The following is a 25,732-nucleotide window of genomic DNA, read 5'->3' on the forward strand; positions in this document are numbered from 1 at the left end:
CTCTCTCCCTATTGCTGGCCCGGCCATTGGCCCGGCAGGTCATCCGGCACCCGCATCGGTGCCCTGATCTTGTCCAGCAATGCAAGAGGCCCCGCGAAAACGGTTGTGAAAGCCCGGTTCTCGCGCAGCTTGCCCTTGACCTTTTCAAACTGCATCACGTTGTCGATCCGGCGATCCAGGAACTCCCAAGTGGCCTGGTTGCCTTCGCTTTCGTCACCAAGCCAGTAAAGTACCGTGGCGCTGTAAACCCCGCTCAGGATCGTGCGCTTGGTGTACCAGTTCACGTCATCGGAACGATCGCCCAGCGTTGTCCAGATGCGGTCGGCCGTGCCCCATATCGCCCGCGCCCCATCGCCTGCGTATTGCGGCAGCGCGAACAGTGTGGTGCCCCTGCGCACGATTTCTTTGTCATCCGCGGCCTCGATGCGGAACCGCACCGCTGCGGCGACCCTGTCGCGAAAGCGCATTGCAGACAGGTCTTCGTCGTGGATGCGGCGCACCATCTCGTCGTCGCCGCGCTGATGATAGGCCAACGCCAGGTCGACAGCGCCGCGCGGGCAGACCGCCCGTGCCAGCGCCGGGTCGATGCCCGCATCGGTCACCGCCGCGTCGAACGTGGCTTGGCCCCACCCGTCAAAGGGAACATGCATCAGGGCCGCATCAAGCAGTTGATCTTTCACGCTTTGGTCGTCCATCGGGGTCTCCGTCGGCTGTTTGCGTTACCCTAGACAAGTAGGGCGCGCTTTGCTATACGGCCACTTCCTGCAATTTCCTTGCAACTCAAACTTAGAAAGGTGGTGAAAACCACATGCAGGTTACTGTTCGTGACAACAACGTCGATCAGGCGCTCCGTGCCCTGAAGAAAAAGCTGCAGCGTGAAGGCGTTTTCCGCGAAATGAAGCTCAAGCAGCATTTCGAGAAACCGTCGGTCAAGAAAGCACGCGAAAAGGCCGAGGCGATTCGCCGCGCCCGCAAGCTGGCACGTAAGAAAGCGCAGCGCGAAGGTCTGCTTTAAGCCCTTCGTCCTGACGGACAGAAAAATGATGACCCCCGGGCGGTTGCTTCGGGGGTTTTTCTTTGTCAGGCGGCGCCCAGCGTTTTGCGCAGCCACGCCGCAGACCGGCGCAGCGCGTCGTTGCCTTGCGGGATGACCTTGGTCAGCGACGCGAAGGCATGCACTTGCCCTTCGAACTCGGCCATCTCGACTGGAACGCCGGCGTCGCGCAGGGCCGTGACATAGGTTTGCCCGTCGTCCCACAGCGGATCGTGGCCCGCCGCCACGATCATGGCAGGCGGCTGCCCTTTGAGGTAGGGCGAAAACAAGGGCGAGACTCGTGGATCGAGGCGATCCTGCGTTTCGGGCAGGTACTGATCGAGGTACCAGTGAATTCTGACCACGGGCAAAAGCGGCTGGTCCTTGAGGGATTGCATCGACTGCGATTCAAGCCGTGCGTCGACAGCCGGATAGATCAGCAATTGGGCCGCAGGCAGTGGCATACCGCCCGCACCAAGATCGTGCATCAGTGCGGCCGTCAGGTTCGCGCCCGCACTGTCCCCGCCGACGGCCAGCCGTGATGCGTCGATCCGCACGGGCGTTTCGCCGGAAACAAGCGCCCGGTAACAGGCCAAGACATCGTCCGCTCCGGCGGGGAACTTGTGTTCAGGGGCAAGGCGGTAGTCATAGGAAATCACCCGTATACCCGCCCAGTCGGCCAGTTTGCCGCACAAGCCATCATGGCTGTCGATGCTGCCCTGAACCCATCCGCCGCCATGCAGGTAGAGCAGGGCAGGCGCATCGTCGGCCACGCCTGCCGGTGTGTAGACGCGGGCGGGTTGCGGGCCTGCCGCGCCTGGTAGGGTGATGTCCTCCTTGCGGACGGTCGCAGGTGTGGGTCGGTCGAATTTCGCCGCCATCATCTCGATCTGTGCGCGGCTTTCCTGCAGGCTGGGCATGGCGCCCGGCGCCCGCACGAGCTGGACGAGATCGCAAACCGCCTGGGCGCTGGCGTCGATCCGGCGGCCGTCGACCTGCGGCAGCCGCCCGGAATAGAGCGCGCGCTTGATACCATCGGGCATCAGAACGCGGGCAAGCGCCAGGGCCAGACGCAGTTTGTGCATCAAACCCGCTCGATCGCGATTGCGGTGCCTTCGCCCCCGCCGATGCAGATCGCCGCGATGCCCCGTTTCAAGCCGCGCTTTTCCAGCGCGTTCAGCAGGGTCACCATGATGCGCGCGCCCGATGCGCCGATCGGGTGGCCAAGCGCGCACGCGCCGCCGTTGACGTTCACGATGTCACGCGGCAGGCCCATTTCCTTCATGAACGCCATGGGCACGACGGCAAAGGCCTCATTCACTTCCCACAGATCGACATCCGTTGTTTTCCAGCCAAGCCGGTCCAGCAGCTTTTTGGCGGCAGGCACAGGTGCCGTCGGGAAATCCTTGGGGGCATGCGCGTGACTGGCATGGCCCAGGATGCGGGCGCGCACGTTCAGGCCCTGCGCGTCGGCCGCTTCCTGGCTGGCCAGCACAAGTGCCGCCGCCCCATCGGAAATCGAGGACGAGTTCGCCGCCGTCACGGTGCCGTCCTTGCGGAAGGCGGGTTTCAGCATCGGGATCTTTTCGGGGCGCGCCTTGGCGGGCTGTTCGTCCTTGGTGATGATCTCCTCGCCCGTGCGGGCGTGGATGGTGAAGGGCGTGATTTCCCCGTCAAACGCGCCCGAGCGTTCGGCGTCCAGGGCGTTTTCCAGCGATGCGATGGCGTATTGATCCTGGTCTTCGCGGGTGAACTGGAACGCCTCGGCGCAATCTTCCGCGAATGTGCCCATCAGTCGGCCCTTGTCATAGGCGTCTTCCAGCCCGTCCAGGAACATGTGGTCCTTGACCTCCTGGTGACCGATCCGTGCGCCGCCCCGCATCTTGGGCAGTATGTACGGGGCGTTCGACATGGACTCCATCCCGCCCGCGATCATCGTGTCCGCATGGCCCAGGGCGATCTGGTCGAACGCCATCATGGCAGCCTTCATGCCCGAGCCGCACATCTTGTTCAGGGTGGTGGCGGGCACCTCTTCGCCAAGGCCCCCGGCAAAACCGGCCTGCCGGGCGGGCGCCTGGCCCTGGCCCGCGGGCAGGACGCAGCCCATGAGAACCTCGTCCACCGTCTTTGCACTGGCGTCGGTCAGCGCGGCGCGAATGGCCGCACCACCCAGATCAGCGGCTGAAACACCGTCGAATACACCCTGGAACCCACCCATCGGCGTACGTGACGCCCCTGCGATCACAACGTTTTTCATGGCTCACTCCCTTATCCTTTGCTCCTGCATACCGAATGGTAAGGAATGCCGTCTAGCCTTGCGTGAAAGAGCAGTATTTCTACCAACGAACGGATCGCGGCGGATGGAGCTTTCGGCAAGACAACTCGGACCATACCTGGTGGTCGATATTTCAGAGCAGCGGATAGATGCGGCGATCGCCATCGCGTTCAAGGACGCTGTGCGTGATATCGGCGCGAAATCGTCCGCGGACGTCATCCTGAACCTTGAGGCAGTGAAATTCATCGATTCCAGCGGGCTTGGCGCCATCGTCGCCGTCATGAAAAGCCTGGGGTCGGACAGGCGGTTGCACCTGGCTTGCCTGTCTCCCGCGGTCGAACAGGTTTTCCGCCTGACAAGGATGGACAGCGTTTTCACCATCCACCCGGCGCCGGAGGCCGCGCTGAACGGCCATGAAGGGTGATACCAACATGGTCATGACCCGCCAGACGAACCCGCAGCCCGCCGATGGCGGTGGCGCGCTGATTGTCAATTTCCGCGCCAGCGCGATCAAGGTGCGCGAAGCCCTGTCCATGCTGCTGGACTATCTCGCCCCGCTCGGGCTTCCACAGGATCGGATCGACACGATCCAGCTTGTCCTGGCCGAGGTGCTGAACAACGTCACCGAACACGCGTATCCCGACGGCGATGGTGGCCCCATATATCTGCGGGCAATCGTCGAGAACGCGCAGCTTTCCGTCATCGTTCGCGATCGGGGCGTACCGCTTCCTCCCAGCCTGATCCTTTGGGACGGGAAGGACGGTTTCGACCCCAGCGACCTTCCTGAAGGTGGGTTTGGCTGGCACTTGATCCGCAGTCTTGCCAGTGGGTTGGATCACAACCGCCTGGCCCGGTGGAACGAGCTGAAAGTCGTTTTCGCGTTGACTTGAACGCCTGGGGCCGTGCCACCAAATCGCCCCAATGCCATCGGAATGGCGACAAAATCAAACGGCATAACGATTCTCGTAGCTGCAATAAGCTTCCCTCGGCGTCGCGCGTTCACAGCCCCCACCCAGTGCGCGGCGTCGAGGTTCTTAAATCTCCCAAAAATCCGAAATGTCGCGATTGGCTTTCCCATCTGCCCGGCCTAGTGTCCACGGCACAACGGACAGGAGACAGCCAATCATGCGCGATTTTCATAGCCCGGGCCGGTCGCCGGTACTGGCCACGAACGGTATCTGTGCCACGTCGCACCCGCTGGCGGCAAAGGTTGCCATCGACATTCTGAACAATGGCGGCAACGCCATGGATGCCGCGATTGCCGGTGCAGTTCTGTTGGGTATCGCCGAGCCGCAGATGACCGGTATCGGCGGCGATTGTTTCGTTCTTTACACTCGCCCGGGCGACGACGCCGTGCGCGCGCTTAATGGTTCGGGGCGTGCGCCGGCCGCTGCCAGCGCCGCTGACCTGCGGGCGCGGGGCCTGACATCGGTGCCCCTGACCGGACCCGAAGCGGTCACGATCCCCACCGCGATGGCGGCCTTTGCCCATCTGTCCGAAACCGAGGGCAAGCTTGGCCTTGACGCGCTTCTTGCGCCAACCATCCGCTATGCCGACGAAGGTATCCCGGTCGCCCCGCGCGTGGCATTCGACTGGCCGGAGGCCGCGAAATGCCTGCATCCCGGCGCGCGCGATCACTACCTGATCGATGGCAAGGTTCCGAAGGCCGGCCAGATCTTTCGTGCGCCCGGCCAGGCCGAAGTGCTGCGCCGCGTCGCCCGCGATGGCATAAAGGCGTTCTACGAAGGCGAAGTGGCCGAAGACATGGTCGCCGCGCTAAAGGCGCTGGGCGGGGTTCATGAGCTTTCGGATTTCGCCGCCGCCGCCCCGATCGAAAGCACCCCGGTCAGCGGTGCCTACAAGCGCGCCGAACTGGTCGAGCATCCGCCGAACGGACAGGGCGCAACGGCGATCCTGATGCTGAACATCCTGTCGCATTTCGATATCGCCTCGCTCGATCCGATGGGGGCGGAGCGCGCGCATCTCGAGGCCGAGGCTGCCAAACTGGCCTATGACGCGCGCAACCGGTTCCTTGCCGATCCCGATTACACGACGCGCCTGGACTACATGCTGGCACCGGAAACCGCGGCCAGGCTCGCCGCGCTGATCGATCCGAAAAAGGCGATGGCGGCGGCCGCGCCTCTGACAGAAGCGGTGCACAAGGACACGATCTACATCACCGTGGTCGACCGGGATCGCATGGCGGTCAGCCTGATCTATTCGATCTTCCATGGGTTCGGATCGGGTATCGCGTCGGACAAGTTCGGAATCCTGCTGCAGAACCGCGGCGCCGGTTTCACGCTGCAAGAATGTCACCCCAACGAAATGGCGGGTGGCAAGCGGCCCATGCATACGATCATCCCGGCGATGTTGCGGCAGGGTCGCACACTGATGCCGTTCGGCGTGATGGGCGGTGCATACCAGCCCAACGGTCACGCGCGCGTGGTGTCCAACATGGTCGATTTCGGGATGGATCCGCAGGCCGCCATCGACGCGCCCCGCGCGTTCTCCGATGCTGGAACGATGAAGGTGGAACGCGGCTACAGCAATGCCGTGCGCGCCGCGCTTGCTGATTTGGGTCACAAGGTTGAAATCCCGGACGGCCCCATCGGTGGTGGCCAGGCCATCCTGATCCGTGAAGACGGCGTTCTCGAAGGTGGGTCGGATCCGCGCAAGGACGGCATCGCTTTGGGCTACTGACGATAGGAAAGGCCCGCCGATCCGGCGGGCCTTTTGAATGTCCGTCAGGCATCACCCAGTTTGGCATGCACCTCGTCCAGGTCGATTTCGCCGATGGGCATCTTGTTCGAAGGGTCGTCGAAATCGTATTTGAACAGTTCGAAATCCCGGTGATAGATTTCCTTCACCAGGTGCATTGAAAGGTCGTCGAAATAGTCTTCGACAGGATGTGCGCGTTTTGGGCCATGCCCTTCGGATTCGTTGAACCGCGGGATCTTTTTCAGATCGACCTTCTTGGGCGTCTTGATCGCCTTGAGAACGTCTTGCATCCCTTCGTTGAAATTCTCGGTCCAGAAAATCTTGTCGTAGGTGCCGCCATTCAGGATGAAGGTGCTGACATGGCCGGACATGGCCGACCAGTGAATGTCGGGCTCCATCGGTTTGCGCCAGCGGATCGTATCGCGGGCAAACAGCAGAAAACGGCGGAACGATTTGATCTGGTCGAACTCGAACCCGGACTCGGGGTCGCCCACTTCGATACCGTATTTCTGGATCAGAAGCGGCACCAGGTTCCCGCGATAGCGTTTCCCGTTCCTTTGAATGCCGCAGATCTTGTCAAAGAACGAACTCAGGATGCGGGTGTAGGGGTTTCGCACGCATGTGAAGGCATAGGACTTGTGCGCCTTCACATTCGTTTCGATCAGCGGCTGGCTGCGCTCGATCGCCCACTTGTGCATGCCGCTGGTCGCATCGTGAATGTCACCATCGAAGAATTCGCCATGATCCGAATAATACATGATCTGTCCGATGGTCGAACAGGCGCATTTGGGAACCACGCGATAGACGACGCTTTCGCTTTCCGTCATCCATGTACCGGGAAAACCCATCTTGCCTAACGCGCCTCCTTGCACTGCGTCATTTTTCCATGACGCGTTCTTGCAATTTGAAAAATACCAATTCGCCTGTTTATTCAATGCCAATTCATCTTTATCTAGATACTGTGACCCAGTAAACAGAGGCTTTCAAACTCGCTCATGGCCCGGATCGCCTTCATATTGTTGTGTCACAAGGATCCCGAGGCGATCATTCAGCAGGCCGAGCGTTTGACGGCTGCGGGCGACTACATGGCGATCCATTTCGACGCCAGCGCAAAGCCCGAATATTTCGATCAGATCCGCACGGCGCTCAAGGACAACCCGAACGTCGTGTTCGCCCGCAAACGGGTCAAATGCGGCTGGGGCGAATGGAGCCTTGTTCAGGCCACGTTGAACGCGGTGGAAACGGCCGTCGATGCGTTCCCGCGCGCCACGCATTTCTACATGCTTTCCGGCGACTGCATGGCGATCAAGTCAGCCGAATACACCCATGAATTCCTTGATCGCGAAGATTGCGACTATATCGAAAGCTTCGACTATTTCGACAGCGACTGGATCAAGACCGGCTGGAAGGAAGAGCGGCTTGTCTACCGCCATTGGTTCAACGAACGCACCCAGAAAAAGCGGTTCTACTGGATGTTCAATGCGCAAAAGCGTCTTGGGCTGACGCGCGAAATTCCAAGCGATATCCAGGTGATGATCGGCAGCCAATGGTGGTGTCTGCGGCGGCGCACGATCGAATGGATCCTGAACTTCACCCGCGAACGGAAGGATGTCATGCGGTTCTTCCGCACGACCTGGATCCCGGACGAAACGTTCTTTCAGACGCTGGTGCGCCACCTTGTGCCGGAAAGTGAAATTCAGTCGCGAACGCTGACATTCCTGATGTTCACCGACTACGGCATGCCTGTCGTTTTCTACAACGATCACTATGACATGCTGCTTAGCCAGGACTTTCTCTTCGCGCGCAAGATCAGCCCCGAAGCGACCGAACTCAAGGCGCGGCTTGGCGCTCTCTATGCCGCCGAAAACGTCGATTTCAAGATATCGAACGAAGGTCGGAGCCTGTTCAAGTTCCTGGCAGGACGCGGACGGATCGGGCGCAGGTTTGCGACCCGGTTCTGGGAAACCGAATCCACGCTTGGCCGCGAACGCGAACTGATGATCATCGTGTGCAAGAAATGGCACGTCGCCAAACGGCTGCTGCACCGCATCCGCCAGATCACGAACATCCCGGCGATCGAATACCTGTTCAACGAGGAAAGCACGCAACTTCCCGATCTTGGGGGCATCCAGTCGACACTGGGCAAGCGCACACGCCACCGCCGGGCGCTGATGCGCATGCTGTTCGACTATTACGAAACTGACAGGTTGATCGTTTGCATGGACCCAAACAACATCGACTTGCTGCATGACTTCTCGGGTGATCGTTCGACCACCCGCCTGCTTGAGGTGCAATGCCAGTTCACCGACGATTTCCTGATCGGCCACGCGAAACGTGTCGGTCTTGCCGGTGAACAGACGCCGCGCGAAACGCTCGAGCGGCTGTTGCCGACCATCCGGCAGGACATCACCTTTGAAATCGACCGGATCCGCGACGCGAATTTCGAGAACCACAACCGCATCCGCGAGGCCGACAGCCCCGAAGAAAACGCCGAGTCGATCGCCCAATTCCTGTCGATTACCAATGACAAGGCACGCGAAATCGCGGAAACCGACCATCTCTTTGCTGACTGAGGTAACCGATGCCCTACGCCTATGACGATCAGAACATCTTTGCGAAAATCCTGCGCGGCGAGATTCCCAACAAAACGGTCTATGAAAGCGCACACAGCCTTGCCTTTCACGATATCCAGCCGCAGGCGCCGGTCCATGTTCTGGTGATCCCCAAGGGGCCTTATGTCACCTACGATCATTTTGCCGCCGAAGCGTCCGATGCCGAAATCGCTGATTACTCCCGTGCAATCGCCGAAGTGTGCAGGATCGTCGACGTAGCGCCAGGCAATGACGGCGGCGGTTACCGGCTGATCTCGAACGCGGGCGAAGCCGGCGTTCAGGAGGTGCCCCACCTGCATGTCCATGTGCTGGGCGGGCGTGTCCTTGGCAGGATGCTCAAACGATTCGACGATTAACTGCCGCGATAGGTGGAATACCCATAGGGCGACAGCAAAAGCGGCACGTGGTAATGCGCGTCGCCGTCCGCCATGCCGAACCGGATCGGGATCTCATCCAGAAACAGCGGATCGTCACCCGCTTGCCCCGTGGCCCGCAGGTAATCCCCGGCGAAAAACACCAGCTCGTACGTGCCTGTCTGGAACCTGTCTCGCGGCAGGATAGGGGCATCGGTGCGCCCATCGGCATTCGTTTCGGTTTCCGCGATCTTGCGGTGTGAATTGCCGCTGATCGCATAAAGCGCAATCTTGACGCCCGCTGCCGGTAAGCCGCGCGCGGTGTCCAGCACATGCGTGGTCAGGTAACCTTCGGGCATGAAACGCTCCTTTTTTAAGCCAGCCTAGCGAAAGCGCGTCGCCTGTGCAGGCAAAAACGCTCAAAGAGGCCGCCCGAAAGTGTTTCAAAGATTTTTTGAAAGCTGCCAGAGGGGCGGCTGCATTAAAATTTATTCAATTGTGAAGGAAGATAAATGCAACGCTACCCACGCAACATGATCGGATACGGCGCCAACCCGCCCGACGCCCGCTGGCCCGGAGGCGCGAAAATCGCGGTGCAATTCGTCCTCAACTATGAAGAGGGCGGAGAGAACTGCGTGCTTCACGGCGACGCAGCATCCGAGGCGTTCCTTTCCGATATCGCCGGCGCTGCGCCGTGGCCCGGTATGCGCCACTGGAACATGGAATCGATCTACGAATATGGCGCGCGCGCCGGTTTCTGGCGGCTGCATCGCCTGTTCACGGGCGCGGCCATCCCGGTCACGATCTACGGGGTGGCGACGGCCCTGGCCCGCAGTCCCGAACAGGTCGAGGCGATGAAGGACGCCGGCTGGGAAATCGCGTCGCACGGGCTGAAATGGGTCGAACACCGCGATATGCCCGAGGATCAGGAACGCGCCCAGATCGCCGAGGCCATCCGCTTGCACACCGAGGTCGTGGGCGAACGCCCGTTTGGCTGGTACACAGGCCGCTGCAGCGAAAACACCGTGCGCCTTGTCGCCGAAGAGGGCGGATTCGCCTACGTATCGGACACATACGACGACGATCTGCCCTACTGGCTGGAAGTGGGTGACCGCGATCAGTTGATCATCCCCTACACGCTTGAAGCAAATGACATGCGGTTTGCCACCGCGCCGGGATACATCACCGGCGAACAGTTCTTTACCTACCTCAAGGATGCATTCGACATGCTGTATGCCGAAGGTCAGGAAGGTGCGCCGAAAATGATGAGCGTCGGATTGCATTGCCGTCTGATCGGGCGGCCGGGCAAACTGGCCGGGCTCAAACGGTTCATCGACTATATCGCCGGTTTCGAAGGTGTCTGGACGCCCCGCCGCATCGACATCGCGCGCCACTGGGCCGAAACGCACCCGCACCGCCGCAAGGCAAGGCCAAGCCGGATGGACCGTGCGACGTTCGTCGAAACATACGGTGGCGTATTCGAACACTCCCCCTGGATCGCCGAACGCGCCTTCGATCTGGAACTGGGCCCGGCCCATGACACGGCCGCTGGCTTGCACAACGCGCTGGCCCGGATCTTCCGCAGCGCCTCGCAAGATGAACGGCTCGGCGTTCTGACCGCCCATCCCGATCTTGCCGGCAAGCTTGCCGCGGCCAAACGGCTGACCGCCGAGTCCACCGCCGAACAGGCAAGTGCCGGATTGGACGCCCTGACCGATGAAGAACGCGCAAGGTTCACCGAACTGAACACTGCTTACGTGGCCAAGCACGGCTTTCCCTTCATCATAGCCGTGCGCGACAACACCAAGGCGTCGATCCTCGCCGCCTTCGAGGCGCGCATCGCGAATGATGCCGAAACCGAATTCGAAACCGCCTGCAAACAGGTGGAACGCATCGCGCGCCTGCGACTGGAGGACATGCTATGACCTATGCCTTCCCGCCCGCCGGCTTGCCCGATCAATCGGTAAACCCCGAAGGAACCGCCATCTTTACAGAGGCTTATGCCGTTCTGCCCGCCTGCACGATGCGCGACATCGTCACCAGTTACCTGCCCGGCTGGTCGGATACACGCGTCTGGATCATCGCCCGTCCGCTCAGCGGCTTTGCGGAAACCTTTGCCCAATACGCGGTCGAGGTAGCCCCCGGCGGCGGATCCGATGCGCCCGAGCCCGACACCGGCGCTCAGGCGGCAATTCTCCTGGCTGACGGGACGATGACGCTGACGATAGATGGCACAAACCATACGCTGACGTCTGGTGGCTATGCCTACATCCGCCCCGGTGCGGCCTGGTCGGTTCGTAACACCGGGACCACCCCGCTGCAGTTCCACTGGATTCGCAAACGGTATGAACCGGTGCAGGGGATCGACTGGCCCGAAAGCTTCGTGACCTCGGATAAGGAAACACCGGTCAACTGGATGCCGAACACGGATAAATGGGGCACGACCCGCTTTGTCGACCCCTCGGACCTGCGCCACGACATGCACGCAAATATCGTGACCTTCCTTCCGGGCGGGCGCATCCCGTTTGCCGAAACCCACGTGATGGAGCATGGCCTTTACGTGTTGCAAGGCACGGCGCGCTATCTGCTGAACAAGGATTGGGTCGAGGTCGGCCCGGGCGATTTCATGTGGCTGCGCGCCTTCTGCCCGCAAGCCTGCATCGCCACCGGCGACGAGCCTTTTCGCTATCTTCTCTACAAGGACGTCAACCGCCATCCGCGGCTGATGATTTGATGCGCCCATGACAGTGATCCGAACAGAACCCCTGACGGCTGCCGCTTTCGCCGCTTTTGGCGATGTGCTCGACGCGACAGGCGATCCTGACAAGATCATCAATCAGGGGTTCTGCGGGCGCTGGCACGACCGGGCGCAGCTTGATTTCGGCCCGGATGGCCGCGCAGGCATCAGTATCTTCAACGCGCGGCCGCGCGCATTTCCTTACAGGCTCGACCTTGTCGAGCGGCACCCGGATGGCAGCCAGGCCTTCCTGCCCATGCATCAGAACGAATGGCTGGTGATCGTGGCCGGGGACGCGGGTGGAACCCCCGCCAGTTTCCGCGCCTTCCGTGCGGCGCCGGGGCAGGGCGTCAATTTCCACAAAGGCACCTGGCATGGCGTTCTGACCCCGCTGCATGAACCGGGCCTGTTTGCGGTGGTCGACCGTATCGGCACGACCCCGAACCTCGAAGAATACAATCTCGATCCGCCAATCATGATCGAACCTTAAAACAAAGCGCCCGGAAAAATGGGCACCCAACAAGGAGACACAGGGACAATGGCAGACACATCACTGGGAACGGCGGAACAGCTCCGCGATCCGAATTACACGCCACCAATCGCGCAGGCGGTTCCGCTGGGCATTCAGCATGTGCTGGCAATGTTCGTGTCCAACGTGACACCGGCGATCATCGTCGCGGGCGCGGCAGGGTTCGGCTTTGGTTCGAACAGCCCGGACTTCCCTAACATGATCTACATGATCCAGATGTCGATGCTGTTCGCCGGCATCGCCACGCTGTTCCAGTCGATCGGCATGGGGCCGGTGGGTGCGCGCCTGCCCATCGTGCAGGGCACGTCCTTCGCCTTTTTGCCAGTTATGATCCCCGCGGTTGCCGGACAGGGCATCGCCGGGCTTGCAGGGCTGATGACCGGTGTGGTGATCGGCGGCATGTTCCATTTCTTGCTCGGTACGGTGATCGGGCGCATCCGGTTCGCCCTGCCGCCGCTTGTGACCGGGCTGATCGTTCTGATGATCGGTCTTTCGCTGATCAAGGTGGGCATTCAGTACGCGGCCGGGGGTGTTCCGCTGATCGGCAAGCCCGAATATGGATCGGCCGCGATGTGGATTCCGGCGCTCGTCGTGATCATCGTCACGCTTGCGCTCAAGTTCTTTACCCGTGGGCTGATCTCGGTTGCCGCCGTTCTGGTGGGCCTGGTCGCCGGCTATCTTGTCGCGCTGGCCATGGGGCAGGTGAATTTCGGCAATGTCGGGCGTGCCGCGGCTTTCGCCCCGCCCATCCCGTTCAAATGGGGAATCGAATTCAACAGCGCGATCATCATCGGCATGTGCTTCATGGCCGTTATCTCGGCCATCGAAACCGTGGGCGACGTCAGCGGCATCTGCAAGGGTGGCGCCGGGCGTGAGGCGACCGACAAGGAAATCAGCGGCGCAACCTTCGCCGACGGTCTCGGAACGGCGATTGCAGGGGTCTTTGGCGGCCTGCCGAACACTTCGTTCAGCCAGAATGTCGGACTGATTTCCATGACCGGCGTCATGAGCCGCCACGTCGTCACCATCGGTGCGCTGTTCCTGATCGTCTGCGGACTGGTGCCCAAGATCGGCGCCATCGTGGCAACCGTGCCGATCAACGTGCTGGGCGGTGGTGTCATCGTCATGTTTGGGATGGTCGCCGCGGCGGGTGTCAACATGCTGGCCGATGTGGCCTGGAACCGCCGCAACATGGTGATCTTCGCCGTGTCCCTTTCGGTGGGCCTTGGCCTGCAGCTCGAACCCGGCGCGCTGCAACACCTGCCACGCACCTTGCAGATCCTGCTGACAAGCGGCCTGCTTCCGGCGGCGGCGCTGTCGATCATCCTCAACCTCGTCCTGCCCGAAGAACTGGACTGAGGCTGAAGGGCTGGAAAACAAGGGGCCGGGGCAGCGTTGCCCCGGCCCTTTTCCTGTTCTTGGCGGGCATCCCCAGCCACAAACGCGACCCTTCCCGACGGTCGGTTTCCGGCATGCAGAAAAGGTAAATCGCATTGACCTTGCTTGCGCCCCGGATCAAAGTCGCCCCGCGTGGCAGGAGACGACCATGGATACCAGAACACCGATACTGAACCCCGTTTTGATCGTTGGCTGCGCGATCATCCTTGTCGGCTTTGCAATCCGTGCCAGCTTTGGCGTGTTCCAGATTCCCATCGCGCAGGAATTCGGCTGGCTGCGCGCCGAATTCAGCCTTGCTATCGCCATTCAGAACCTTGCCTGGGGGATTGGGCAGCCCTTGTTCGGGGCCGTGGCAGAAAAGATCGGCGACCGCATGGCGATCGTCATCGGTGCCCTGACATATGCCGCCGGGCTGGTCCTGTCGTCATTCGCGGTGACGCCCGAGGCGCACCAGCTGCTTGAAATCATGGTCGGCTTCGGTATCGCGGGTACGGGGTTCGGCGTGATCCTCGCGGTCGTTGGCCGCGCCAGCAGCGATGAAAACCGCTCGATGAGCCTTGCCATCGCGACCGCTGCGGGGTCGGCGGGCCAGGTGTTTGGCGCACCCGTGGCCGAATGGCTGCTGTCGATGATGCCCTGGCAGCAAGTGTTCCTGGTTTTCGCGGCCGCGATCCTGGCTACGCTCTTGCTTCTGCCAGCGATGCGCGCACCCATGGCCAGCCGTGCCGAGATCGAGGAAAGCATGGGCACGATCCTGCGCCGTGCCTTCCGCGACCCAAGCTATACGCTCATCTTCCTCGGCTTCTTTTCGTGCGGATATCAGCTTGCGTTCATCACCGCGCATTTCCCTGCATTCGTGACCGAGATGTGTGGCCCAATCGCGCCGGGTGGCCTGCTGGATTCCATCGGGATCGGCACCACCTCGGCATTGGGCGCGGTGGCGATTTCGCTGATCGGACTGGCCAATATTGCAGGCACCCTGACCGCGGGCTGGCTGGGCAAGCGCTATTCCAAGAAATACCTGCTGGCCGGGATCTACACCGCGCGCACCATCGTGGCAGCGGCCTTTATCCTGTTCCCGATCACGCCGGCGACAGTTCTGCTTTTTTCGGTCTCTATGGGCGCGCTCTGGCTGGCCACGGTGCCGCTGACCAGCGGTCTGATCGCGCATATCTACGGGCTGCGCTACATGGGCACGCTTTATGGGATCGTCTTCTTTTCCCACCAGCTTGGCGGGTTCCTTGGCGTGTGGCTGGGCGGACGCATGTACGACGTTTACGGCGACTACACGTTCGTCTGGTGGGTCGGAGTGGCCGTGGGCGCGTTTTCCGCCATCGTCCACCTTCCGGTGAAAGAGCGTCAGCTGACCGCGCCCGCCTGATCCCGCCAGTCGCGGATCGCCTGCACCACCTCTCCGGCATTGGTATAGGCCAACCCATGACCGGCCCCCTCGATCACCGCGTGTTCGGCATCGGGGTTCCATTGCGCCATGACGCCCATCGCCTTGATCGGGATCACGCGATCCACGCGGCCCCAGATCGCCAGCACCGGCAGGCCCGCCTGCCGGATCGCCTTGTGATCGCGCTCCAGCACCTCGGCCAGCATCCCGCGCAGGGACGAAAGAACCGCCGGGACAAAGCCGCGCCACCGCAGCTCGTCCTGCTGGTAGTCGATGATGCCGGGAACGTCCCGCGCGATGGCGCGTTCCGACGCGGTCCCCTTGCGATGGTTGCGCGGGAACATGGCCAGCATCAGCCAGTCTCCGATTACCGGCCAGTCACGCGTGATTCGCGCGACCCGGCCAAGATCATGACCCATGCCCGCAGGGGCCAGCAGGATCAGCTTTTCGATGCGTTCGGGCTGCGCCGCCGCCCAGGATGCGCTGATCGACCCGCCCATCGAATAGCCGAGCAGCGTCACCGGCTCGGTGATTCCGAGATTGTGCAGAAGATCGTTCAACTGCCGATGAAACAGGTGCCTGTCATGCGGTTTGCGCGGCCGGTCGGAATATCCGCGTCCATAAAGATCGTAGAGCAGCACCCGGTATCCGTCTTCGGCCAAACCTTCGGCCACTGCCTGCCACACCAGCGAAGGCGTGGTCAGCCCATGCACGCAAACCGCGATCCTGCCGCGCTCGGGCCCGATCCAGCGGTAATGCGTCACGCCATCCGACAGACGGGCAAACCCGCCTGGCGCCGCCGCGCGGGCGGTCTGGGTCATCCGGCGGCGCAGCAGCTCGATCACGAAGGGCGCGGCTGCGATCGCGGCCAGAGCAACCAGCGCCCAGGTCATTGCGCGGCCCTCCAGGCATCAAGGATGTAGCGGCTGGTCATCAGGTCCAGATGCGCGCCGCCGCCATTCTTGAACAGGGTGATTTCGTCCTCAGACGCGCGGGCAAATTTTTCGGGCTCGTAGTAATCTGCCACAAGGTCGCCCCGCGCGATCAAACCGCTTTCAAGCGGTATCTTGATTTCACCTATATGCCCCACCGTCGTGTCATAACTGTCGACAAAGACACGCGCCCGGCGGATCGCGTCGTCATCCGCTTCGCGCATGTCGGGCCGGTAGGCGCCGATCAGGTCGATATGCTGGCCTGGCTGGAACCAGGCCCCTTTCAACACCGGCTCGGTGCTCATCGTGGCGCTGGTCACGATGTCGGCCGCGCGTACCGCCGCCTCGAGATCGGTCGCGACCTCCATGCCGGGAAACTCGGCCGCCATGCTTTCGGCATTCGTCACCGTTCGGTTCCAGATCGTGAACTGCGCGCCGGGAAAGGCCGCGCCATAGGCCTCGGCCAGAGACCGTCCCACTGTGCCCGCGCCCACGATCAGGATGTTGCGGCTATCGGGCCGCGCCAGCTTGCGCGCGGCACACAGGGAATCCCCGGCCGTCTTCCACTTTGTCACAAGATGGAAATCCACCAATGCTTCAAGCTCGCCGGTGGCATTGTCGAACAGTGTCACGGCGCCATTGACCATCGGTTTGCCGTGGCTGGGATTGCCCGGAAACACTGTGGCCGACTTCACCGCCAGCCCCATCCCGTCGATCCAGGCCGCGCGGTTCAGCAACGTGTCGGGATCACGGTAAAGAAAGATGTCGTCGATTTTTGCTTTCGGCAGCCTGTGTCCAGCGTCGAACGCTTCGGTCAGCGCGATCCAGTCCAGCAGCTTTTCGCCCTCGGCGAAAGGAATGAAGGGAACAGTCATGTCAACTCCGGTTTGCGGCGCGGATCGCGCGTTCCAGCGCATCGAGAAAACGAGAGCGGTCGGCCTTTGTAAACCCCTTGCCGCCCCCCTGCATGAACGGGTTCGATGCTCGCAGGTCGGCCATCAGGTCGCGCGTGGCAAGGATGTTGCCGATATTGGCGGCGGTCAGCGCCTCACCGTTCGGTTTCAGTACCAACGCACCGTTTTCGACGCAGCGCGCGGCCAGCGGGATATCCCCGGTCACGACAACGTCGCCCGGCCCGGCGCGCTCGGCGATCCACATGTCGGCCACGTCCGGGCCTGCGGGCACGATCACGGTTTCCACAAGCGGGTTCTGCGATGGCCGCAGCCCGCCATTGCTGACCAGCTTCATCGGCATCTTGTGGCGCGTGGCCACGCGCTCGGCCTCGGCCTTCACCGGGCAGGCGTCCGCATCGATGTAAAGCGTCATGATCCTTTCCTGGCCTTGGGCGCCTTGTATTCGTCGGGGATGGGCATGCGGTTGAACGCATCCAGCCCCGCGATGCGATAGGCTTCGGCCAGTGTCGGATAATTGAACGTGTTCTGCACGAAGTAATCCACCGTGCCCTTCAGGTTCAGCACCGCCTGCGCGATGTGGATCAGTTCGGTCGCGCCTTCGCCGACGATCTGAACACCCAGCACACGCCGGGTTTTCAAACTGACCAGCATCTTCAGCATGCCATGTTCGAGCCCCATGATATGCCCGCGGCTGGTTTCGCGAAACCGTGCTACGCCGACCTCGTATGGGATGCCGCGTTCCTGCATTTCCTCTTCGCTCATGCCGCATGTGCTGATCTCGGGGACCGAATAGATGCCGTAAGGAAACCACGGGCTTTCCGGCAGCGTGGGCGTGTCCAGCGCATGACAGGCCGCTACGCGCCCCTGCTGCAAGGATGTCGACGCAAGCGAAGGATGCCCGATCACGTCACCGGCCGCGTAAATGTGCGGCACGGATGTCTGATAGGTCTTGCGATCGACGCTCAGACGCCCGCGATGATCCGTTTCCAGCCCGACCGCATCAAGCCCGAGCTTTTCGGTCGCACCCATGCGCCCGGCCGCGAACAGCATCATTTCGGCCCGGACATGGCGGCCGTTGTCCAGGCTGATCTCGACATGCCCATCGGTGTCTTCGATCTTTTCAACCTTCGACCCAAGCCGCAGATCGACCCCGTTTTCCTTGATCTGGTGGGTAAAGTCGGACAGTAGCGCCTTGTCGATGAAATCCAGAAAGGTTTCGCGCGGCTCGATCAGCGTCACCCGCACATCCAGCGCGGAAAACATCGTGGCGTATTCCACGCCGATAACGCCGGCCCCCACCACGGCAAGCGAGCGGGGGATTTCCGCCATGTCCAGGAACTCGTCGCTGTCCAGAACCGTTCGCCCGTTGAAGGGGACGTAATCGGGGCGATACGTGCGGGTGCCGGTGGCGATCAGGAACTTTTCTCCGGTCACGCGGCGGGTTTCGTCCGCCTCGGTCGCAACCTCGATTTCGTTCGGGCCGGTGAAACGGGCCGTTCCGTGCAACGTATCGACATGATTGCGGTTGAAGTGATGCTCCAGCACATCGACCTCGTGTTCGAGCGTCATATGCAACCGCGCCTTGAGGTCATCTGCCGCGATGTCGTCCTTTACCCGGTAGGATCGTCCGTAAAAGCTGCGCTCACGCCAGCCGGAAAGGTTCAGTACCGTTTCGCGCAGCGTCTTGGACGGGATCGTGCCGGTATGAACCGAAACGCCGCCCATCCTGGTCTTGCGGTCGACAACAAGAACCTTGCGGCGCAACTTGCCCGACTGGATGGCCGCGGCGCGTCCTGCCGGGCCCGAGCCGATGATGATCAGATCATAATCCGCCATTGCGATGCTCAGGCGTACAGGGCTTCGGCATGAAAGGCGACGTGGTCTTCCATGAAACTCGAAACGAAGAAATAGCTATGGTCGTACCCCTTCTGCAGCCGCAGGGTGGCGGGGATGCGCCGGGCATTCACCGCCTCGGCCAGCGCCTGGGGCTGAAGCAGGTCGATGAACTGATCGCTGCTGCCGGTGTCGATCAGCAGCGGGATGTCCAGACCCCTGTCGCGCATCATCAGCGTGGCGTCATGCGCGGCCCATTTGGCCTCATTGCCGCCCAGATAGGCGCTTAGTTGCTTGCGGCCCCAGTCGCCATTTGTCGGGTGGCAAATCGGACTGAACGCGCTGACCGACCTGAACCGCCCCGGCAGTCCCATGGCCAGGGTCAGCGCCCCGTGCCCGCCCATCGAATGGCCGGTGATGGCCTGCCTGTCCGGGTCCAGTGCGAAGGCATCGAACACCAGTTCCGGCAAGTCCGTTGCGATGTAATCCCACATGCGGAAATGCGGTGCCCAGGGGGCTTCGGTTGCGTTGACATAGAACCCCGCGCCTTGACCCAGGTCATAGGCTTCGTCGTCGGCGACACCCTCTCCGCGCGGCGAAGTATCCGGGAAAATCAAGGCGATACCCTGTTCCGCGGCCCAACCCTGCGCGCCCGCCTTTACCATCGCGTTTTCATGCGTGCAGGTCAGGCCCGACAGGTACCACAGGACCGGCACCGGGCCATCCTGCGCTTCTTCGGGCAGAAACAGCCCGAAAGTCATGTCGCAACCGGTGGCTTTGGATGCGTGTTTGTAAACGCCTTGCACACCGCCGAAGCAGCGGTTTTCGGAAACGGTTTCCATGGGATATCCCTTTCTTCCTGTTGGCCTATGGCTATCGGAGCCGCGCCGGTGCGGCAAGGCTCAGAAGCCCGAGATCCAGGCGATGACGGCCGATACGGTGAAGATCGAAAAAGCGGTCGAGATCAGGATCGAGGCAGACACACGATGTGGTGCAACACCGTAGTGTTGCGCCAGTATATAGACGTTTCCGGCCACCGGCAGGGCCGCGGCGGCGATCATGACACCGGCCGCGTAAGGTTCGACCGGGAACAGCACCAGCGCGCCGAAGGCGACGGCGGCGGGGTGCAGGATCAGCTTGCAAAAGCTCAGCCAACCCGCGACGGTCAGGCGCTCGGCGGATTTCGATGCGAGGCTTGCGCCGATGGCGAATAGGGCGCCCGGGGTGGCGGCGGCGCCGAGGATCGAGACGAAATCGTTCAGCGGATCGGGGATCGGCACTTGCAGCGCCGACCAGGTCAGGCCGACGCAAATGCTTACGATCATTGGGTTTTTCAAAAGCCCCAAGCCCACGGTGCGCAGGATTCCGATGCTGACGCGGCCATCGCGCGCACCGGTGATCAGGATCACGATGAGCGAGCCGAAAACGATCAGGTCCACCGCCAGAACCAGCATCACCGGTGCGATGGCCTGTTCGCCCAACAGCATGACAAGCATGGGAATTCCCAGGAATCCCACGTTTCCGATGACCGCGCATTGCGCCTCGATTGCGGCCTCTTCGACGCTGAGGCCGCGCAGGAAGGACACTGCCGTCGCGATCCCGTAGATGAATGCGGTGCCCCACAGGTAGGCGATGACGAAACGGAGGTCGAAAACCTCTGTTAACGAAAGGTTGGCGGAGAAGCGGAACAGCATCGCCGAAAGCGCGAAGTAAAACACGAACTTGGTCAGGACGGCGGTGGCTTCTTCGGTGAAAAATCTTGTCTTTCCAGCGCCATAGCCCAATCCGATCAGGGCGAAGAAGGGCAGCGTCTGAAGAAAGATCTGGATCATGCGCACCTTCGTAGCATGGGGGGCGGCACGGTCAATGGGCGACATGCATCCGCCAATCACTGCCGGGCCGCCGCGCGCTTTCGACCTGAAACCGCGCGGTTCGCAAAGCACTTTGCCATTGGGGCAGAGCGCGTGATCGGCCCCTGTTGCCAAAGGCAGAAACGCCCACCCGGGACCGCGGCCATTGACCGTTCGACACCGGGCCAGACCGCTGATTTCAGCCAACCGCGCGGTTTTTCGATTGCAGCGCGCGGTTCCTAATCCCGCGCGCGGCCGAAACATCCGCCGTTAACCCCGAGCGCCGAGACTGCCCGAAACAGCACGAGGTGCGAGATGGCGAAACCAGGTGTTGCCCGACCGATCCAGATGGCCGACCTGCGTCGCCGCCCCGGAACGCTGATCCGGGCGGTGGCGCATGAGGGGCAGAGGTTCATCATTTTCAACAACAGGCAGGAAATGGCCGCGCTGGTGCGGGTGGCCGATTTGGACGCGCTGGAACGTGCGGGCGGGCAGAGCACGGAGCGACAGATCGAACAGATGCTGGTCCGGCTGGGTGGGCACGATGCCTTGCGGCGCCTGTTGCAGAGGCTGGACGGGTCTTGACGGGCGGGTGATCAGGAAAAAGATGTGTCAAGAGTGTTTATTTCGCCTTTAGGGCGCTTTTTCCTTGTTCAAAGTGCGACAAACGGCGCAGATTTGTCGGAAGATCGCGGCCCGGACCGCGTGGATCGGGGATGCGGTCGTCACAATGGACGGAGGGCACCCTGAGATGAGCAACGAGACCTACGTGGTCGCCTATGAGGACAGCGAAGGCCAGCATGTGCTGGATTATGCTGTTCAGCAGGCGAAGAAATCGGGCGCAAGCCTGTACATCATCCATGTACTGGAATGGTCGCCATACACATTCCTGACACCGCAGGAACTGGAGGAGCGGCACAAGCGCCGCACCCAGGAAACCGAGCGCGCGCAAAGCGCGATCATTGATCCCGCGGTGAAGCGGGTCGAGGCGGCGGGCGTCAGAGCCGAGGGCAAGATCCGTTACGGCCAGGTGGTCGAGATCGTGGCCGAAACCGCCAAGAAGCTTGGGGCGACGATGATCTTTGTCGGGCGCGGCGGTGGCAATGGGCTGGGCGCGCGCATCTTCGGGTCGGTTCCTATCGGGCTGGCACAAGTTGCACCGGTTCCGACCGTCATCGTACCGCAATGAGAGGTCCAGTCATGTTCCATCACCGTTTTCTGGCGGCGCTAGCCGCACTTTGCGCCCTGTCGGGACCGGCGGCCGCGCAATCCATCGACGAAACCATCAACCGGATCTTCGCGGACTATACGGGCTGGTATGTCGGCCTGATCTTTGCCGACCTGCCGGGCACGAACTTTTCCTGGATCGCGCTTTGGCTGGTCGTCGCCGCGTTGATTTTCACGTTCTATTTCGGGTTCATCCAGATCAAGGGCTTTGTCCATTCGATCCGGCTGGTGAAGGGGGATTACTCGGACCCTGACGATGCCGGCGAGGTCAGCCATTTCCAGGCGCTGGCAACGGCGCTGTCGGGCACTGTCGGGCTGGGAAACATCGCCGGTGTGGCGGTGGCCGTGGGTATCGGCGGGCCGGGCGCGACATTCTGGATGATCGTGGCAGGGTTGTTCGGCATGGCCACGAAATTCACCGAATGTACGCTGGGCGTGAAGTATCGCAACGAGTATCCCGACGGCACGGTGTCGGGCGGACCAATGTATTACATCACCAAGGGCTTCAAGGAGCGCGGCCTGCCTGGCGGGCCGATCCTGGCGGTGCTGTTCTGCGTCTTCACGATCCTCGGGGCGCTTGGCGGCGGCAACATGTTCCAGGCCAACCAGGCCCATGCGCAGATTTCCAACGTCATCGGCGATTTTCCCGGATGGATCACCGGCGTGGTGATCGCCGCGATCACGTTCATGGTGATCGTGGGCGGGCTGAAATCCATCGCCCGCGTGACCGAAAAGGTCGTGCCGTTCATGGGGATCTTTTACGTGTTGGTGTCGGTCGTCATCCTGATCATGAACGCCGACATGATCGGCTGGGCGTTTGGCCAGATCTTTGCCGGGGCGTTTACCGGTCTGGGTGTGGCCGGTGGGTTCACCGGTGCGCTGATCCAGGGTTTCCGCCGGGCCGCGTTTTCGAACGAGGCCGGGATCGGGTCGGCGGCCATTGCGCATTCGGCCGTGCGGACCAAGGAGCCCGTGACCGAAGGCTATGTCGCGCTGCTGGAGCCGTTCATCGACACGGTGGTGATCTGCACGATGACCGCGCTGGTGATCGTCATCACCGGGGTTCTGAATGTCGACCCGGATACCGGGCTGTATGTCTGGAACGCCGAAGCGGGACGGATTTCGACCGAGGGCGAAGTGGTCGGCGTGGCGCTGACCTCGGCCGCGTATTCCAAGGCGTTCGCCTGGTTCCCGGTGCTGCTGGCCGTGGCGGTGGTGCTGTTCGCGTTCTCGACGATGATCAGCTGGTCCTATTACGGGCTCAAGGCCTGGACCTATCTGTTCGGCGAGGGTGCGGCCAAGGAGATCGTCTTCAAGGTGATCTTCTGTCTGTTCATCGTGATCGGCGCCTCGGCGAACCTTGGGCCGGTGATCGATTTCTCGGATGCGATGCTGTTCTCGATGGCGATCGTGAACATCATTGCGCTGTACCTGCTGATGCCCATCGTGCGCGGTGAGCTTGGCAGCTATGTCGAGCGTCTGCGCTCCGGGCAGATCACCCGCTACAAGGGATAAGGACGGGCGGGCGCGCGGCGGTGTCGCGCGCCCTGTCCCAAGGCGCTAGCCGCTGCCGATCAGCGCACCGGCGGCGAACACGAGGGCGCCACCCAGGACAACCTGGAAGGTTGCGCGCAGGAACGGCGTTTCCATGTACTTGTTCTGTATCCACGCGATGGCCCACAATTCGATGAACACCACGGCGAAGGCGATGATCGTCGCGGTCCAGAATTCCGGGATCAGATAGGGCAGCGCGTGCCCCAGCCCGCCCAGCGTGGTCATCACGCCGGCGGCGATGCCGCGTTTCACCGGGCTGCCGCGACCGGACAGTTCGCCGTCGTCCGAAGCGGCCTCGGTAAAGCCCATCGAGATGCCCGCACCGACAGATGCGGCGAGCCCGACAAGGAAGGTCGTCCATGTGTCATGCGTGGCGAAGGCCGTCGCAAAGATCGGTGCCAGCGTCGAAACCGAGCCGTCCATCAGCCCGGCGAGGCCGGGTTGGACCCATGTCAGCACGAACTGGCGGTGCGAGGCGCGTTCTTCGGCCTCGCGGCTGTCCAGCGTGAGGTGTTCGGCCTCGAGCTCGCCCGCCTTCGTCTGGTGGCCGGCTTCGGCGGCGGCGAGATCGCCTAGCAATTGCCGGGTATCGGCATCCGAGGTGCGTTTCGCGGCGGCGAGGTAGAAATGTTCCGCATCGCGCTCCATCGCCTCGGCCTCTTCGCGGATGCGTTCGATCCCGAGATTTTCCACCAGCCAGATCGGGCGGCGCGCGTAGTAGCCGGCGACATGTTCGCGGCGGATCAGCGGAATCACGTCGCCGAAACGCTTGCGGTGCAGCTCGATCAGGCGCTGGCGGTGCTGGTCTTCTTCGGCGGCCATGCCGTCGAAGATCTTTGCGGTATCGGGAAAATCGGCACGCAGCATTTCCGCGTAAGAGCGGTAGATGCGGGCGTCGTCCTCTTCCGAGGAGATGGCAAGGGCCAGAACCTCTTGTTCGCTGAGGTCGCGGAAATGGCGGCGTTGGGTGAAGAAGCGCATGATGTCCCCACTTTTAGAATGGTTCTAAAATAGCGGAAGCGCGCCGGTATGCAAGGGCCGCGCTTGCCGAAACTGAACCGCACGGTTTAAGCTCGCGCCAAGGGGAGGATTTGTCCATGGGTGCAACCGCCGCAGCGGCCATTCGCCGGGGGCGCAAGTTCGACCAGGTGTTGCAGGGCGCCCGCGAGGTGTTCATGCAGGACGGGTTCGAGCGCGCATCGGTCGATGACATCGCGCGGGTGGCGGGCGTGTCCAAGGCAACGCTTTATGCCTATTTCCCCGACAAGAAGATCCTGTTCTTCGAGGTGGTGCGCACCGAATGTGAACGCCAGGCCGAACTGGCGCTGGACCGGATCGACGAAACCGCGCCGCCGCGACAGGTTCTGACCATGGTGGCGTGGCAGATCGTGCCGTTTCTTCTGTCGGATTTCGCGCGGCGCATTTTCCGCATCTGCCTGGCCGAGGCCGACCGCTTTCCCGAATTGGGGCGGGCGTTTTACGACAGCGGCCCGGAGCTGGGGCGCGCGCGTCTGACCGAATACATGCGCGAGGCCGTGGCGCGGGGCGAGCTGCGTATCAGCGATTTCGACCTGGCGGCGGAACAATATACCGAGTTGTGCAAGGCGCATGTCTGGACGCGGTCGGCCTTTGGTGTGCAGACCGAGTTTTCGCGGGCCGAGCTGACGCGGGTGATCGATGGCGCCGTGGATACGTTCCTGGCGCGTTACGGGGTTTAGGCGGCGTGGGCTGCCCTTTGGTTCGGGAGACACATGATGAGATACCTTGTTGCAGCGTTCTGTGCGATTGCGGCGCCTGTGGTGGCGCAGGAAGGGCCGTCATTCGATTGCGCCAAGGCGGGCACATCCGCCGAAGAGATGGTTTGCGCGGATGCGGACCTGGCGCGGCTGGACCGGCTGGTGGCCGACCGCTATGCCGCCGCGATGGCGGCGGCGCGGGCTCTGGATGCCGGGGCGGACGAGGCCGAGGCGGAGTTGCGCGCCTACCAGCGGGGCTGGATCAAGGGGCGTGACGAATGCTGGAAAGCCGACGACCAGCGCGCCTGCGTCCAGGCGTCCTATCAGCGGCGCGAGGCCGAGCTGGTGGCGACCTGGATGCTGGAGGAGCCGACGAACACGGCCTTCTGGGCGTGTGGCGGGAACCCGGCCAACGAGGTGGTCACGATGTTCTTTGACACCGACCTGCCCAGCCTGCGGTTCGAGCGCGGCGACAGCATCGATGTAGGGGTACTGACACGCACCGCATCGGGCGCGCGTTATGACGGCAGCTTTGGCCGGTTCATCTGGATCAAGGGGAACGAGGCGACCTATCGCGATCCCGACCCGGATGGAACGGAATACCGGTGCGTCCTGCGCGAAGAACGCTGAGG

At 62.2% G+C, this 25,732-nt stretch carries 28 protein-coding genes; 16 read left to right on the forward strand and 12 right to left on the reverse strand.

What is annotated here, in order from left to right:
* Positions 1 to 8: 8 nt before the first annotated feature.
* Positions 9 to 695 carry a COQ9 family protein gene (locus tag BLT50_RS13650; RefSeq protein WP_090029266.1) on the reverse strand — a complete coding sequence of 229 codons (687 nt, stop codon included), beginning with the start codon at positions 693 to 695 and terminating at the stop codon, positions 9 to 11.
* Positions 696 to 808: 113 nt separating this feature from the next.
* Between BLT50_RS13650 and rpsU the strand changes: the two genes are divergently transcribed.
* On the forward strand, positions 809 to 1,015 hold the full coding sequence (rpsU, locus tag BLT50_RS13655) for a 30S ribosomal protein S21 (RefSeq protein WP_090029267.1): 207 nt from the start codon (positions 809 to 811) through the stop codon (positions 1,013 to 1,015).
* A gap of 65 nt (positions 1,016 to 1,080) precedes the next feature.
* Here rpsU and BLT50_RS13660 read toward each other — a convergent pair whose 3' ends face one another.
* Together BLT50_RS13660 and BLT50_RS13665 are read right to left on the reverse strand one after the other, a co-directional pair.
* Positions 1,081 to 2,118, reverse strand: coding sequence for an alpha/beta hydrolase (locus tag BLT50_RS13660; RefSeq protein WP_090029268.1), 1,038 nt, complete (start codon positions 2,116 to 2,118; stop codon positions 1,081 to 1,083).
* On the reverse strand, positions 2,118 to 3,290 hold the full coding sequence (locus BLT50_RS13665; protein WP_090029269.1) for a thiolase family protein: 1,173 nt from the start codon (positions 3,288 to 3,290) through the stop codon (positions 2,118 to 2,120). The genes BLT50_RS13660 and BLT50_RS13665 overlap by 1 nt, the downstream gene beginning before the upstream one ends.
* 103 nt (positions 3,291 to 3,393) lie before the next feature.
* Here BLT50_RS13665 and BLT50_RS13670 point away from each other — a divergent pair, with 103 nt between their 5' ends.
* The 3 genes from BLT50_RS13670 (at position 3,394) to BLT50_RS13680 (ending at position 6,008) form a co-directional block, all read left to right on the forward strand.
* Complete coding sequence (locus BLT50_RS13670; RefSeq protein WP_090029270.1) at positions 3,394 to 3,732, forward strand: STAS domain-containing protein; 339 nt, start codon at positions 3,394 to 3,396, stop codon at positions 3,730 to 3,732.
* Positions 3,733 to 3,745: 13 nt separating this feature from the next.
* Entirely contained in the window at positions 3,746 to 4,198 is a 453-nt protein-coding gene (locus BLT50_RS13675) for an ATP-binding protein (RefSeq protein ID WP_175491478.1), read from the forward strand.
* A gap of 235 nt (positions 4,199 to 4,433) precedes the next feature.
* Positions 4,434 to 6,008 (forward strand): gamma-glutamyltransferase family protein, encoded by a 1,575-nt coding sequence (locus tag BLT50_RS13680; protein WP_090029272.1) that lies wholly within the window; start codon positions 4,434 to 4,436, stop codon positions 6,006 to 6,008.
* Between the two features lie 44 nt (positions 6,009 to 6,052).
* Here the strand turns inward: BLT50_RS13680 and BLT50_RS13685 are convergent, their stop codons facing one another.
* A complete protein-coding gene (locus BLT50_RS13685) occupies positions 6,053 to 6,874 on the reverse strand; it encodes a sulfotransferase family protein (protein ID WP_090029273.1) in 822 nt (273 codons plus the stop codon).
* Between the two features lie 147 nt (positions 6,875 to 7,021).
* On the opposite strand from BLT50_RS13685, the gene BLT50_RS13690 reads away from it, so the two are divergent.
* Together BLT50_RS13690 and BLT50_RS13695 are read left to right on the forward strand one after the other, a co-directional pair.
* Positions 7,022 to 8,599, forward strand: a complete 1,578-nt coding sequence (locus BLT50_RS13690; protein ID WP_090029274.1) for a DUF5928 domain-containing protein — start codon at positions 7,022 to 7,024, stop codon at positions 8,597 to 8,599.
* Between the two features lie 8 nt (positions 8,600 to 8,607).
* Positions 8,608 to 8,994 carry an HIT domain-containing protein gene (locus BLT50_RS13695; RefSeq protein WP_090029275.1) on the forward strand — a complete coding sequence of 129 codons (387 nt, stop codon included), beginning with the start codon at positions 8,608 to 8,610 and terminating at the stop codon, positions 8,992 to 8,994.
* Here BLT50_RS13695 and uraH read toward each other — a convergent pair.
* Positions 8,991 to 9,350 (reverse strand): hydroxyisourate hydrolase, encoded by a 360-nt coding sequence (gene uraH, locus BLT50_RS13700; RefSeq protein ID WP_090029276.1) that lies wholly within the window; start codon positions 9,348 to 9,350, stop codon positions 8,991 to 8,993. The two genes, BLT50_RS13695 and uraH, sit on opposite strands and share 4 nt — an antisense overlap.
* Before the next feature lie 153 nt (positions 9,351 to 9,503).
* Between uraH and puuE the strand changes: the two genes are divergently transcribed.
* The 5 genes from puuE to BLT50_RS13725 all read left to right on the forward strand — a co-directional run bounded on the left by puuE (position 9,504) and on the right by BLT50_RS13725 (position 15,036).
* On the forward strand, positions 9,504 to 10,916 hold the full coding sequence (gene puuE / locus BLT50_RS13705; protein ID WP_090029277.1) for an allantoinase PuuE: 1,413 nt from the start codon (positions 9,504 to 9,506) through the stop codon (positions 10,914 to 10,916).
* Positions 10,913 to 11,725 (forward strand): bifunctional allantoicase/(S)-ureidoglycine aminohydrolase, encoded by an 813-nt coding sequence (locus BLT50_RS13710; RefSeq protein WP_090029278.1) that lies wholly within the window; start codon positions 10,913 to 10,915, stop codon positions 11,723 to 11,725. The genes puuE and BLT50_RS13710 overlap by 4 nt, the downstream gene beginning before the upstream one ends.
* Positions 11,726 to 11,732: 7 nt before the next feature.
* On the forward strand, positions 11,733 to 12,218 hold the full coding sequence (locus BLT50_RS13715) for an ureidoglycolate lyase (RefSeq protein WP_090029279.1): 486 nt from the start codon (positions 11,733 to 11,735) through the stop codon (positions 12,216 to 12,218).
* Positions 12,219 to 12,266: 48 nt separating this feature from the next.
* Positions 12,267 to 13,616, forward strand: a complete 1,350-nt coding sequence (locus BLT50_RS13720; RefSeq protein ID WP_090029280.1) for a uracil-xanthine permease family protein — start codon at positions 12,267 to 12,269, stop codon at positions 13,614 to 13,616.
* A 187-nt stretch (positions 13,617 to 13,803) separates the two neighbouring features.
* Positions 13,804 to 15,036, forward strand: a complete 1,233-nt coding sequence (locus tag BLT50_RS13725; protein WP_090029281.1) for an MFS transporter — start codon at positions 13,804 to 13,806, stop codon at positions 15,034 to 15,036.
* Here BLT50_RS13725 and BLT50_RS13730 read toward each other — a convergent pair.
* From BLT50_RS13730 to BLT50_RS13755, 6 genes are read right to left on the reverse strand one after another with little or no spacing between them, the layout of a single operon-like run.
* Positions 15,015 to 15,947 (reverse strand): alpha/beta fold hydrolase, encoded by a 933-nt coding sequence (locus BLT50_RS13730; protein ID WP_090029282.1) that lies wholly within the window; start codon positions 15,945 to 15,947, stop codon positions 15,015 to 15,017. The two genes, BLT50_RS13725 and BLT50_RS13730, sit on opposite strands and share 22 nt — an antisense overlap.
* Positions 15,944 to 16,861 carry an ornithine cyclodeaminase family protein gene (locus tag BLT50_RS13735; RefSeq protein WP_090029283.1) on the reverse strand — a complete coding sequence of 306 codons (918 nt, stop codon included), beginning with the start codon at positions 16,859 to 16,861 and terminating at the stop codon, positions 15,944 to 15,946. Before BLT50_RS13735 ends, BLT50_RS13730 begins: the two co-directional genes overlap by 4 nt.
* Position 16,862: 1 nt before the next feature.
* Complete coding sequence (locus tag BLT50_RS13740; protein ID WP_090029284.1) at positions 16,863 to 17,312, reverse strand: YaiI/YqxD family protein; 450 nt, start codon at positions 17,310 to 17,312, stop codon at positions 16,863 to 16,865.
* Entirely contained in the window at positions 17,309 to 18,736 is a 1,428-nt protein-coding gene (gene sthA / locus BLT50_RS13745) for a Si-specific NAD(P)(+) transhydrogenase (protein WP_090029285.1), read from the reverse strand. Before sthA ends, BLT50_RS13740 begins: the two co-directional genes overlap by 4 nt.
* Before the next feature lie 8 nt (positions 18,737 to 18,744).
* A complete protein-coding gene (gene fghA, locus BLT50_RS13750; RefSeq protein ID WP_090029286.1) occupies positions 18,745 to 19,575 on the reverse strand; it encodes an S-formylglutathione hydrolase in 831 nt (276 codons plus the stop codon).
* A 60-nt stretch (positions 19,576 to 19,635) separates the two neighbouring features.
* Positions 19,636 to 20,565: an AEC family transporter gene (locus BLT50_RS13755; RefSeq protein ID WP_090029287.1), complete on the reverse strand. Its 930-nt coding sequence runs from the start codon at positions 20,563 to 20,565 to the stop codon at positions 19,636 to 19,638.
* Between the two features lie 366 nt (positions 20,566 to 20,931).
* On the opposite strand from BLT50_RS13755, the gene BLT50_RS13760 reads away from it, so the two are divergent.
* The 3 genes from BLT50_RS13760 (at position 20,932) to BLT50_RS13770 (ending at position 23,325) form a co-directional block, all read left to right on the forward strand.
* On the forward strand, positions 20,932 to 21,168 hold the full coding sequence (locus BLT50_RS13760) for a type II toxin-antitoxin system Phd/YefM family antitoxin (RefSeq protein ID WP_090029288.1): 237 nt from the start codon (positions 20,932 to 20,934) through the stop codon (positions 21,166 to 21,168).
* A 166-nt stretch (positions 21,169 to 21,334) separates the two neighbouring features.
* Entirely contained in the window at positions 21,335 to 21,772 is a 438-nt protein-coding gene (locus BLT50_RS13765; RefSeq protein WP_090029289.1) for a universal stress protein, read from the forward strand.
* A gap of 11 nt (positions 21,773 to 21,783) precedes the next feature.
* Positions 21,784 to 23,325, forward strand: a complete 1,542-nt coding sequence (locus tag BLT50_RS13770; RefSeq protein ID WP_090029290.1) for an alanine/glycine:cation symporter family protein — start codon at positions 21,784 to 21,786, stop codon at positions 23,323 to 23,325.
* Between the two features lie 45 nt (positions 23,326 to 23,370).
* On the opposite strand, the gene mbfA is transcribed toward BLT50_RS13770, so the two are convergent.
* Positions 23,371 to 24,345: an iron exporter MbfA gene (mbfA, locus tag BLT50_RS13775; RefSeq protein WP_090029291.1), complete on the reverse strand. Its 975-nt coding sequence runs from the start codon at positions 24,343 to 24,345 to the stop codon at positions 23,371 to 23,373.
* A gap of 116 nt (positions 24,346 to 24,461) precedes the next feature.
* Between mbfA and BLT50_RS13780 the strand changes: the two genes are divergently transcribed.
* Together BLT50_RS13780 and BLT50_RS13785 are read left to right on the forward strand one after the other, a co-directional pair.
* Positions 24,462 to 25,082, forward strand: a complete 621-nt coding sequence (locus BLT50_RS13780; RefSeq protein WP_090029292.1) for a TetR/AcrR family transcriptional regulator — start codon at positions 24,462 to 24,464, stop codon at positions 25,080 to 25,082.
* A 36-nt stretch (positions 25,083 to 25,118) separates the two neighbouring features.
* Positions 25,119 to 25,730 carry an MliC family protein gene (locus BLT50_RS13785; protein WP_175491480.1) on the forward strand — a complete coding sequence of 204 codons (612 nt, stop codon included), beginning with the start codon at positions 25,119 to 25,121 and terminating at the stop codon, positions 25,728 to 25,730.
* Positions 25,731 to 25,732: the final 2 nt, after the last annotated feature.

The sequence above is a fragment of the Lutimaribacter saemankumensis genome (assembly GCF_900100005.1).
GTDB lineage: Bacteria > Pseudomonadota > Alphaproteobacteria > Rhodobacterales > Rhodobacteraceae > Lutimaribacter > Lutimaribacter saemankumensis.